Raw genomic sequence first — 11,293 nt, 5'->3', positions numbered from 1 at the left:
TGGGTATTTTATAGGACGCATCGTTATATTCCTCTTTTTGGCATTATCATACCATATCTAGCCATTCTCTACTATTAGCTTTGAGAGACTACTAGAGCAGAAAACCAAGGAGCAATACAGTAAGCTGACTGATGAGGAGATACTCGACCTTCTTGTAAATCGCAAGTGGTATCATACCATTTACGAGGGCATCGACGCGCTCTACACCGCCATCTCTCACAGTATCGCAAACCGTGTGACCGAACTGACCGAACGGTATGAGGAAACCCTGCCTGTTATCCAGGAGGAAGTGGCGGAGTACGAGGTAAAGGTAAAGTCTCATCTTGAAAGGATGGGGTTTGCATGGTAAACGGATGGAAAAGTGTTTCTCTGCTTGATTGTGGCGAACTTCTGCAAGGCTTAACATATAGACCAGATAATGTGAAGCCATATGGTCTATTGGTGTTGCGTTCTTCGAATATTCAAGATGAAAAACTTGTTTTTGATGACTGCGTTTTTGTGGACTGCAACGTTGATGAGAAGCAATATGTTAAAAAAGGCGATATTATTATTTGCGTGAGAAATGGCAGTAGCGCACTCATCGGGAAATGTGCTCTGGTTGATTCTGACTATAAGGCTACATTTGGTGCGTTCATGTCAGTGATTCGCAGTGAAAACTCGGATTATATTTTCCAGGTGTTCCGTAGTACCATTGTACAAAAGCAAGTCCGTAACAACAGTAATGCAACTATTAACCAAATCACTAAAAATGACTTTGAAAATATAGTTATTCCCTACCCTTCTGACGCATCTGAACGACACGCCATCGCCGGAGCCTTGACCGATGTGGACGGTTATATCACGTCGCTCAAAAAGCTGATTGCAAAGAAGAAGGCCATCAAGCAAGGAGCGATGCAGGAACTGCTCACAGGTAAGCGGCGACTGCCGGGGTTTGATGGGGAATGGATTTCTGGTGAATGGCAAGATATCTTGGATGGTTTTACAGGTGGAGCAACGCCATATCGAGGGAAACCAGAGTATTTTTTTGGCACTATCAAGTGGGTCTCAAGTGGTGAACTGAATTACAACAAGATTTATGACACAATTGAACATATTTCTGAACAGGCAAAAGCTGATACATTCCTCACTGTCCATCCAATTGGAACATTTTTAATGGCGATTACTGGACTTGAGGCGGCTGGTACTAGAGGTAGTTGTGCAATACTCGCTACTGAAGCGACTACCAATCAGTCTTGTATGGCAATTTATGGTACTGAAAAGATGGATACAAGCTATCTTTTTCACTACTACGTTTTAAATGGGGATAATCTTGCTTTACAATATTGCCAAGGTACTAAGCAGCAGAGTTATACTGCAAAGATTGTAAAATCTCTTCCCATTTTCTATCCATCTGATACCAGAGAACAGATGGCGATTTCAACCATCCTATATGACATGGACAGCGAAATTGAAGCCCTGACCGCCAAGCTGGATAAGGCAAAGCTCATAAAACAGGGCATGATGCAGGAGTTATTGACAGGGCGCATTCGGCTATCGCTGACTGAAGTTCCTGCTGTGGTTACCGCGCAGCCGGAGGTTCAGGTTGCTACAATCTCTTCCGCTCAAAAGGGTCACAACCAACAGTTCGATGACGCGGTGATGATTGCGGGAATCGTGAACGCCTTCTTCACTGATAAGTACCCTCTCGGCAGAAAGAAAATACAGAAGCTCCTTTATCTCTTGCGCCGCAAGCAGGATAAAAGCACAGTCGCCTTCAAAAAGAAGGCGGCAGGTCCCTATGCCGATGAAGTTCGCTATAAAGGCGGCGAGCCGATAGCCAATAGCAACCGTTACATCACAACAATGACGACAAAGGGCAAAGGTACGACTTTCACCCTAGGTAAAAACATAGGGAACGCTCTCGACTACATCGAACGATGGGGCAGACAGAGAGATATTCAATGGTTGACAGACAAGTTCCAGTATACGTCCGTTGACGATTTGGAACTTCTCGCTACTGTAGATATGGCTATCTGCGACTTGGAGGAAGCCGGGATTCCCGTTTCAGTTGCTTCCACTAAACACCTGATTGCCACGAATAAAGAGTGGCAGGCAAAGCTGCAAAAGAAAACATTCGCAGACTCAAAGATTGCGAAAGCAATCAGCGACTTGCAGACGTTGTTATAAGGAGGTAACGATATTGGCGACAATCGGAGAAGCCGAACGGACGGCACAAAACCATGTGATTTCACTGTTCCGCAACCAGGCGATCTTGGGCTACGAATATTACGGCAATCGTAAGTCGTATGAGAACAGTAACATTGAAACGGATAAGCTGACAGCATTTCTGCGTCAGCAGGGCTACAGCGATGTGTTGGCAAGGCGTGGCGTGGAGGAGCTGCGCAAGGCGGCGGGCAACTTACAGTCAGGGCTGTACGCCGCAAATAAGGCGGTTTACTCCCTACTGAAATATGGCGCAAAGGTGCGCGAGAACCCCGGAGAGGCTGAAAAAACCGTCTTTTTCATAGACTGGAGGCACCTAAACAAGAACGATTTTGCCGTTGCTGAAGAAGTGACGGTGGTCCATAACTGTGAGAAACGCCCAGATATCGTGGTATATATCAACGGCATCGCTATTGCCGTGATTGAACTCAAGAAGAGTACGATTTCAGTTGCAAACGGCATCCGTCAAAATCTCACCAACCAGCACGAATATTTCATTCAGCCGTTTTTTACGACGGTTCAGTTTACGATGGCGGGCAATAGCAGCGAAGGGCTGCGCTATGGCACGGTCGGCACGGACGAGAAGTATTATCTGGAATGGAAAAACTACGCCGAATCACACGACAATAACTCCCTCGACATATTGGAAACCTGCAAAGGACTTCCGGACAAGCTGGACTGGCAGCTATACAGCATGTTCCAAAAGAAGCGTCTGCTTGACCTCATCCACAACTTTGTCATCTTTGATAAAGGGATTAAGAAATTGTGCCGTCACAACCAGTACTTCGGCATCAAAGAGACGCAACTGAAGATTGCTGATGGCAAGGGTGGAATCATCTGGCATACACAAGGCAGTGGCAAAACGTTGACCATGGTGTGGCTGTCCAAGTGGATTCTGGCAAACGACCCGGAGGCTCGTGTTCTGATTATTACTGACCGCGAAGAACTGGATGACCAGGTGGAAAAAACGTATATCGGCGTAGACGAGAAAATCGTTCGGACGAAAACCAGCGCGGACTTAATCAGCAAGCTGGACTCCTATGAAAACCGCTTGATTTGCTCTCTCATACACAAGTTCGGCAATCGCAGCGGAGAAATATCAGACCTTGATTACGATAGATTCATCGAGGAACTCTTCAAGACTCTCCCGCCAAACTTTTCGGCTAAGGGCAAGTTTTATGTGTTCGTTGACGAGTGCCACCGGACGCAATCTGGCAAGTTACATCAGGCGATGAAAGCCATTTTGCCAGGAGCTATCTTTGTAGGTTATACGGGAACGCCACTTCTCAAGAAAGACAAAGCGACAAGTATTGAAATATTTGAAGGATACATTCATACATACAAATACGATGAAGGCGTCGCAGACGGCGTTGTTCTCGACTTGCGCTACGAAGCCCGTGATATCCCGCAAAACATCACGTCACAGGATAGAATCGATGCGTGGTTTGAGACAAAAACTATCGCGCTCACTCCTCGCGCCAAGGCGAAGCTGAAAGCGGCATGGGGGAATATGCAGACCCTGTTTAGTTCGCGTACACGGCTGGAAAGCATAGCCCGTGATATTATTTTCGATATGGAAACCAAGAGCCGCTTGATGAACGGCAATGGCAACGCCATTCTGGTTGCGGAGTCCATCTACGCGGCTTGCAAATACTACGAGATATTCCAGTCCAAGGGTTTCAAGAAGTGTGCGATTATATCTTCTTTCGTACCGCGTGAAGGCGAATTGAGGACGGCTACCGTCAGCACCGATGAGGACACCGAGGCGTTTGAAAAGTACGAAATCTACAAGAAAATGCTCGGCGGGCAAGACGTGGAGGTGTTCGAGAAAGAAGCCAAGCGTAAGTTTGTGGAAGAACCCGCGAATATGAAGCTGTTGATTGTTGTGGATAAACTCCTAACCGGCTTTGATGCGCCACCCTGCACCTACCTTTACATTGATAAGTCGATGCATGACCACGGGCTGTTTCAGGCGATTTGCCGTGTAAATCGTCTTGATGGCGAAGAGAAAGATTTCGGTTATATTATCGACTACAAGAAGTTGTTCGAGGATTTGACCGATACGTTGAACAAGTATACAGCTGGAGCCTTTGAGGGATATGAGGAAGAGGATGTAAAAGGTTTAATCAAAGACCGCCTTGAGGAGGCGCGGAAATTCTTTGATAAGACCCTTGAAGAACTTGAAGATTTGTGCGAGGGCGTAGCCCTGCCGCGCAAAGAGATTGACTACATTCACTATTTCTGCGGGGAAAACGGTGTTGACGTAAATGAAGACGAGGCGTTCGCTAGAATTCGCGAGCAACTTTACCGGTTTGTAAACCGCCTTGTCAGAGCGTATACAGAAATCAAACCAGATATGAGAGCGGCGGGATACACGCAATCCGATCAAGAAGAACTCTCAATGAAGGTAGATTTTTATATAGAGCTTAAAGCGGTTATCGGCCAGGCTAGCGCGGATTTCATTGATCTAAAGCTGTTTGAACCGGGGATGAGGTATCTAATCGACAATTTTATTATTGCCGAGGATAGTCGCAAACTTGGAGCTTTTGATGATTTTACTCTGCTTGACTTTATCCTCGCACAGGAAGAAAAACTAAAAGGCGATGGCGGTAACAAAGAAGGCGCTGCGGAAGCGATTGAAAACAATATCCGCAAAAAGGTTGTTGAAAAGATTCTTATAAACCCCAAATACTATGAAAAAATGTCCGCTATCTTAGAGCAGCTCATCCGCGAGCGTCGTGAGGGTGTTATCGCCTATGAGCAGCTTCTCGAAAAGTACATTGAACTCGCCAAAAATGTTACCGTTCCCGAAGAAAACGACGCTTATCCAGTACGAATCAGGAAGAGCGGCGCGCTTCGCGCTTTCTATGATAACTGCGGGCAAGACGAAGAACTGGCAATCGCTTTACATGAGGCTGTATCACGGAGCAAGCAGGACAGGTTCAGGAACAATTCCATCAAGGAAAAACGTATTAAGCGGGAAATCTTCAAGATAATGAAAGACGAGTCCGAGGTGGATCGGATATTCAATATCATTTGCGAACAAGAGGAATACTGATGCAGATTATTATTTCCGGCATACCTGTTGAGGTATGTAAAAAAAACATAAAGAACATGCACTTGTACGTCAAGCCTCCTAGCGGAAAAGTGTCCGTGTCGGCTCCTATGGATATGAGCGATGAAGCAATTGAACGCTTTGTACGTACAAAATCCAGTTGGATCAAACAACAAGTGAACAGTTTTGAAGCTCAGCCCCGCCAGACTGAGCGAGAATACGTTTCTGGCGAAACGCTCTATGTGTGGGGAAAACAGTACTTTCTCCAAGTTGAATACGGTACCAGCAAAAATTCACTTGTCCTGTCAGGGGACAAGGCGATTCTTACTGTCCGCAAAGACAGTACTACAGAGCAACGGGATAGTTTCGTCAAAGAATGGTACCGTGACCTCTTGAAACGTGAAGTGGCGCGGCTTCTTCCCAAATGGGAGAAGATAACCGGTCTTAAGTGTGACGGCTGGCAGACAAAATACATGACAACCCGTTGGGGTACCTGCAACACGGACAAGCGAAAATTATGGTTTAATTTGCAATTAGCAAAAAAGACGCCTGACTGTCTTGAGTATATTATTTTACATGAGCTATTGCATCTTGTTGAAAGGAATCATAATACGCATTTTCTTTCTCTCATGGACAAATACATGCCATTTTGGAAAGAAATAAAAAGGAAGTTAAATGGACAGATACTTGATTTCATGGAATGACCGTCATTGTAAAACCGTATTACAGAGCCCCTTACAATAATAAGCGTATGAAGAAACTCCGGAACGGTTTCGGTAGCAGCTTAAGGGATGGAACCCATAAGTTCCTTGAAGAGAAATGATAGAAGAAGTTCATGAACATCCTAACGATTGCTCTTACTGTATCACATGATTAGCATGGAGACTGAATAAATAGGCACCCGAATGGGTGCCTATTGGTTTTCAGCAACGCGTTTAGGATTTGAGGATTTCGCCTTAGCGATGATATGCTGATGCTTACCACACCCAACCCTAAAACAGAAATAATGGATTTAAGTCAGGCAATAGAGTTTGTTTTACATATGGATAATGGCGGTTTAGAAAAAGTCAGTCGTGTATTATAAAACATAAGGTGACCCAAAACGGTCACCTTTATTTGTGGTAAGGATGATTGTTGATGATTCGGTAAGAGCGATATATTTGTTCAAAAACTATAGTTGTTTTAAGACCAGTATCCATTTCCATAGGGCTCAGTGTTAATTGTTCGTTAGAATTAACATTCTCTGCATTGATGACAATTGAAATATCAGATAACCCTGTAACGCCCCACTCGTTGATTTTGTATGCGAGTTCTTCGGAAGAAATGGAATCTCCTTTAGTTGTTATCAAAATGCAATGGGATCTGTCTGATATTTCTTTGTCTAAAGCCGATTCATTTTTAAGATGTTTCAACTGTATTTTGCAGTAACGTTCAAGTCGTTTGGCATACTCTTTTATTGCTTCAAGGTAAAACTTCTCAATTTTATCTCCAATAACGATAACTTTAAACTTCATTAGAACAACCTCATTCTATTCGGGATTCTGATTTAAGCGTACTTCGTTAGAGCTTTAGTTTCAAGGGAGATGCGAACTAATACATTGTTGAGCGAGCAATAGGATGATTTTTTGTCCGGATCATGAATTGTCAATCACAAATTTTAGTATGTGAAGGGGAAAGTAAATACAAATCACCTAGAGCGTATTTCGAAGTAAATCTTGATTAGATTTTTTGCAATTTAAAGCACATTATAAATGCCGCGGCTATGTATATGAAATAATTCTTATGTGGGGCATAGTAAAAGAGGAAGTGGAGATCAGAATTCAGGACGATGAAGAGGAACCACCATGAGTATGAAACGTATACGTACCGTCTTTTAAGCGGACTGCCAGTCCTTTTATGTACGTTATGAAAATAACATTTTTCATTTTTATTGACAATAGGTAAGAGTTCTTATAAAATGAATGATAGTCATTCATTGTGTGGAGGGAGAAGTAAAGAATATGGCAAACCTTTCTGATGGGAAATACAATAAAATATTAAAAGCCGCGATTGAAGTCATCCCTGAAAAAGGTCTTGATAAGACTTCTATTTCAGATATTGTAAAAAAAGCAGGAGTTGCACAAGGAACATATTATTTATATTTCTCTTCTAAGAATGCTTTAATTCCAGCTATTGCAGATCATTTTCTTAACACTACCTTAGAAGCAATTAAGGAAAAGACGCAAGGAAAGAAAAGCTTTTGGAACATCTTAGAGATTATGATTGATGAAACCTTTAACTTAACCAATACTAATAAAGACATTCTTGTGCTTTGTTATTCAGGTCTTGCTTTTGAGCATTCGATGGAGAAATGGGAAACGATCTACTCACCTTATTATGACTGGCTTGAAGATGTATTAAGTAAAGCTATTAAAAATAATGAGATTATAAGTGACATAAATGTAAAATGGACCGCTAAACTTCTTATAAATCTTATTGAAAATGCAGCTGAACGATTTTATATCGGACTTGAGCAAGATGTTAATGTAGAGACATATAAAACAGAGATATTTAATTTCTTAAAGAGATCATTATTTAGTTCATAAAAGAGGGTATGTGGAAAGCTAATTATTTTTTTAAATAATAATGACTGACGTTCATTCATACTTCTAGGGAGGTGTATAGCTGCTGGATAGATGTACTTGCAGGGGATAATAACACAAAGCTCGCCAGACAATGGATACGTACAGGGAAAAATGGAGTTGCAATACGATGAAGTTTTATGAGTTGAATTTATTAAAAGGGATGATTGTATATGAATAAGGGTTGGATTTATGTCATGCTAACTTGTTTGTTCGAACTGTTTTGGGTATATGGGTTTAACGTGGCATCAACATTTTGGCACTGGGCTATCGTTATTGTTATTATTATTACCGATTTTTATTTTTTGTCTAAAGGATGCGAAACATTACCAACAGGTACCGTGTATGCTGTTTTCGCAGCAGCAGGTACAGTGGGGACAGCCCTGATGGACATTTTTATCTTCGGCGGGGATTTCAGCGTTGCGAAAAGTTTATTTATGACGCTTCTAGTTATTGGCGTTATTGCATTAAAACTTGCGGACAATAAAAGTGATGATGCACAAGGGAAAGGAGTTGCTTAATAATGGGTTGGTTATTTGTAATCTTGGCAGCAATATTTGAACTCATTGGTGTAATCGGCTTAAAAAAGTTTAGCCAACGGAAGTCTTTAAAAAATACAGTTCTTTTCTTCGGAGGATTCGGTACATCATTTGCGTTCCTCTACGCGGCACTTAATTATCTTCAGTTAAGTGTAGCCTATGCTGTTTGGGTTGGTGTTGGAACAGCTGGAGCAGTAATAGTAAATATGCTATTTTTTAATGAATCAAAAAGCATAGGACGCATTATAAGTCTCATCATTATTGTTGTAGGTGTAACCGGACTAAAAGCGGTCTCTTAATAAATGTGAAGGACCATTTGGTTTCGAGAGCAATGATGTGATGGTATCGATCTTTACAAAAGTAAGAAAAAAAATATTACGGAAAATGGTGACCTCCAGTCAAACAAGAATTGAAATACATGATAAGGCAGTTGAGAGTTCTCAAGCTGTCTTAATTTTTTGCACTTATCTAATTACGAATAATTATTTCTTCAAAAAGATTTTAAGGGATTTGAAAATACCTGATACTTTAACACCTGAAAGTCAACCCAAAACATATTTAGTACGAGGAATATTTGAACAATGCAAACTCAAATAACGGAGGGATAAAGATGAGCCAACCTAAGTGGATCAAGGAACTACCTATTGAGATGAATGATGAATACGCCGCGCCCTGACTTAAGTTTGAATGTTCTGATGTCTCATGCAGGTGGTTGTATGAATTTATTAAACTTCAGGACAAGTTCTTCAAGCAAATTTATTACATGCAAAGGAAAAACCAAACGCAAAGGAGGAACGACCAATGCCGCGATATAAAGATGAGGAAACCAAGATTCATTTATCGACCGTATACACCAGACATAGCAAGCCAAAACGATCATTTAGTCTCGTCATCAAGGGTATGATGATCAGCGCAGCTTTACTTGGCAGTATTGCTATAGGAGGGGTTCCGGCTCATGCAGCTTCAAATCCCTCCATCCCTCCAACCTCTGCCGCGCAACTAATCCAAGCAAATTTCGAAGATGAGTCGGCATTAGTGGTAAATCTCAACATGGCGGTAACGGCAATCAAAGAGAACGGCTGGAGCGTTAAGAGACTGACTGTATTAATGGATCACTTGACGGCAATAGAAAAGAAGTTATCTGACACTAATAGTAATAAGCCTTCAGAGGGGTTGATGACAGCTATTCTTGAAGCTGAGAAAGTTGTAGCCAGTCATGGTGACGATGGTTTATCGACCCTTAGAGGCGAGAATGTGAGCGACAAGCTGAGCCGAATAAAAGAAATGGTTGGAATGCCTAGTACTCTGAATTTTGCTGTTTCTTCTCCAGTTAGTCAAAAGAACGAGGTGAAAATCGCTTCAGCAGCTAAGGATGAGGTTACAGTCTATATCGATGGTATGAAGCAAAATTTCCCGCAGTCAGCACTTATTCTTGACGGCAGTACCTATGTTCCGATGCGGGCGATATTCGAGAGGCTCGGCGCTAAAATTGAATGGAATGAAAAGATACTAACCGTCACAGCAACAAAGGGTGACACTGTAATCCGACTTACGCTTAATAGTGATCAAGCCTACGTCAATGGCGAGTTGGTTAAACTCCCTGTCAAAGCGCGGTCGATCAGCGGCAACACAATGATCCCATTGCGATTCGTCAGTGAAGCCCTCGGTGGGAAAGTAACTTGGAATAATACAACTCATACGGCTTACATTGAAAGTGCAAAAGTATCTGATACAGGTAAGCTACAGAATGTTGATGGAATTTCGGTAAAGTACGGCAGACACACTTACGCCAGTCGAAATCAGAGTGAGTACGATCAAGTAATGAAAATTGTTGAGAATGCGGTAAAAGGCTATGACGAGTCTGGTTTTGAAGGGGTTTATCAAAAGTACTATTACGAGTTTCTTGACGGAGCTAGATGGTCAGGCGATAAGTCGGATCGATCCGACCGAAATCGTGGCTTGTATGCGGCGGAAAACTCAATCGGAGAATTAGTAAAAGCAGGAGTTAGCAAAGAAGAGATCGTAAAGGTCGACACAATAGCTTCGATAGCCTATGACTTGTTACGAGGGGTACCTGACCCTAAAGACGGTTCTCCGAGATCTGCTTACGATGCACTTGTGCGTTCCCCGCGCATGACTGATTGCGATTCTGACAGTCAGGTATTTTCGGCAGTATTTGATGCGATGGGTTATAACACGTTGATTGCGTCCAGTCCAAATCACGCTCAGGTATACGTTGAGATAGACGGCTATTGGTATTCAATTATATCTGGCTCATTTTCGAATGCAGGAACTAGTGCTGATATTTCAAAGTTTCTGAAAGAGAATCCTGATCGGGGTATTCATACTCAGCCGACTTTCGGAGCGGCGATAAGCAGATAATATTATCGGTATGAGGCGATGTCATTTTCGGCATCGTCTTTTTTTTTATTTTATGAAGAATTTTTCAAGACCCAAGCCCAATTTCAAGAGATGGTGGGACATCTAACTTATACATACAAGCAAAAGACTGTCTACCAAAACAGTTGAGCAAAACAAGAACAGCAAAAGGGAGGAAATGAAGGATGAGAAGGATAGTTCCCAGCATGTTAGTCCTCGCCCTACTTCTTTCGTTATTCGCAGCTTCAGCCTTTGCGAGTGAAGTTGAGTCTACCGAAGTTGTCCAGAGCGAAATCGGAACAGAAGGAGTCGCACAGTCCGAAGCGGGCGATTCAATCAATGAAGCCACCCCGACCGAAGAAGTACCCGATGATTTATCCAGTCAGACCACTCAACCCAATGCGGTGTTTGTCAAGATAGTTGTCGCGAATATATGAAAATAAGATAGCTATGTTTAAGCTTTTTGCTCAGCTTGAATAGGGGTCGCTTTTTCCGGA

General features: G+C 42.5%; 9 protein-coding genes. 8 read left to right on the top strand and 1 reads right to left on the bottom strand.

From position 1 onward, the window contains the following. The first annotated feature begins 342 nt into the window (after positions 1-342). Genes L1N85_RS25900 through L1N85_RS25890 form a run of 3 tightly spaced genes read left to right on the top strand, consistent with a single transcriptional unit; the run spans position 343 to position 5,961 of the window. Positions 343-2,166, top strand: a complete 1,824-nt coding sequence (locus L1N85_RS25900; protein WP_235241909.1) for a restriction endonuclease subunit S — start codon at positions 343-345, stop codon at positions 2,164-2,166. A 13-nt stretch (positions 2,167-2,179) separates the two neighbouring features. Next, positions 2,180-5,260: a type I restriction endonuclease subunit R gene (locus L1N85_RS25895; protein ID WP_235241908.1), complete on the top strand. Its 3,081-nt coding sequence runs from the start codon at positions 2,180-2,182 to the stop codon at positions 5,258-5,260. After that, positions 5,260-5,961 carry a M48 family metallopeptidase gene (locus L1N85_RS25890; RefSeq protein WP_235241907.1) on the top strand — a complete coding sequence of 234 codons (702 nt, stop codon included), beginning with the start codon at positions 5,260-5,262 and terminating at the stop codon, positions 5,959-5,961. The genes L1N85_RS25895 and L1N85_RS25890 overlap by 1 nt, the downstream gene beginning before the upstream one ends. 408 nt (positions 5,962-6,369) lie before the next feature. On the opposite strand, the gene L1N85_RS25885 is transcribed toward L1N85_RS25890, so the two are convergent. Next, entirely contained in the window at positions 6,370-6,771 is a 402-nt protein-coding gene (locus tag L1N85_RS25885) for a 23S rRNA (pseudouridine(1915)-N(3))-methyltransferase RlmH (protein ID WP_235241906.1), read from the bottom strand. Positions 6,772-7,257: 486 nt separating this feature from the next. Here L1N85_RS25885 and L1N85_RS25880 point away from each other — a divergent pair, with 486 nt between their 5' ends. The 5 genes from L1N85_RS25880 (at position 7,258) to L1N85_RS25860 (ending at position 11,233) form a co-directional block, all read left to right on the top strand. Then, positions 7,258-7,842 (top strand): TetR family transcriptional regulator, encoded by a 585-nt coding sequence (locus tag L1N85_RS25880; RefSeq protein ID WP_235241905.1) that lies wholly within the window; start codon positions 7,258-7,260, stop codon positions 7,840-7,842. Between the two features lie 209 nt (positions 7,843-8,051). After that, positions 8,052-8,399, top strand: coding sequence for a DMT family transporter (locus L1N85_RS25875; protein ID WP_235241904.1), 348 nt, complete (start codon positions 8,052-8,054; stop codon positions 8,397-8,399). A gap of 2 nt (positions 8,400-8,401) precedes the next feature. Further along, complete coding sequence (locus L1N85_RS25870) at positions 8,402-8,716, top strand: DMT family transporter (protein ID WP_235241903.1); 315 nt, start codon at positions 8,402-8,404, stop codon at positions 8,714-8,716. 502 nt (positions 8,717-9,218) lie between these two features. After that, positions 9,219-10,799: a stalk domain-containing protein gene (locus L1N85_RS25865; RefSeq protein ID WP_235241902.1), complete on the top strand. Its 1,581-nt coding sequence runs from the start codon at positions 9,219-9,221 to the stop codon at positions 10,797-10,799. Positions 10,800-10,981: 182 nt separating this feature from the next. Next, positions 10,982-11,233, top strand: a complete 252-nt coding sequence (locus L1N85_RS25860) for a hypothetical protein (RefSeq protein ID WP_235241901.1) — start codon at positions 10,982-10,984, stop codon at positions 11,231-11,233. Positions 11,234-11,293 lie beyond the last annotated feature (60 nt).

It is taken from the genome of Paenibacillus alkaliterrae, from assembly GCF_021532375.1.
Classification (GTDB): Bacteria; Bacillota; Bacilli; order Paenibacillales; family Paenibacillaceae; genus Pristimantibacillus; species Pristimantibacillus alkaliterrae.
This window is presented reverse-complemented; position numbering and strand designations above follow the sequence as displayed.

What these genes read in the sequence shown, in the direction of transcription:
- L1N85_RS25900 (WP_235241909.1), top strand. Translation starts at nt 343, where the DNA reads ATGGTAAACGGATGGAAAAGTGTTTCTCTGCTTGATTGTGGCGAACTT.
- L1N85_RS25890 (WP_235241907.1), top strand. Translation starts at nt 5,260, where the DNA reads ATGCAGATTATTATTTCCGGCATACCTGTTGAGGTATGTAAAAAAAAC.
- L1N85_RS25885 (WP_235241906.1), bottom strand. Translation starts at nt 6,771, where the DNA reads ATGAAGTTTAAAGTTATCGTTATTGGAGATAAAATTGAGAAGTTTTAC.
- L1N85_RS25880 (WP_235241905.1), top strand. Translation starts at nt 7,258, where the DNA reads ATGGCAAACCTTTCTGATGGGAAATACAATAAAATATTAAAAGCCGCG.
- L1N85_RS25875 (WP_235241904.1), top strand. Translation starts at nt 8,052, where the DNA reads ATGAATAAGGGTTGGATTTATGTCATGCTAACTTGTTTGTTCGAACTG.
- L1N85_RS25870 (WP_235241903.1), top strand. Translation starts at nt 8,402, where the DNA reads ATGGGTTGGTTATTTGTAATCTTGGCAGCAATATTTGAACTCATTGGT.
- L1N85_RS25865 (WP_235241902.1), top strand. Translation starts at nt 9,219, where the DNA reads ATGCCGCGATATAAAGATGAGGAAACCAAGATTCATTTATCGACCGTA.
- L1N85_RS25860 (WP_235241901.1), top strand. Translation starts at nt 10,982, where the DNA reads ATGAGAAGGATAGTTCCCAGCATGTTAGTCCTCGCCCTACTTCTTTCG.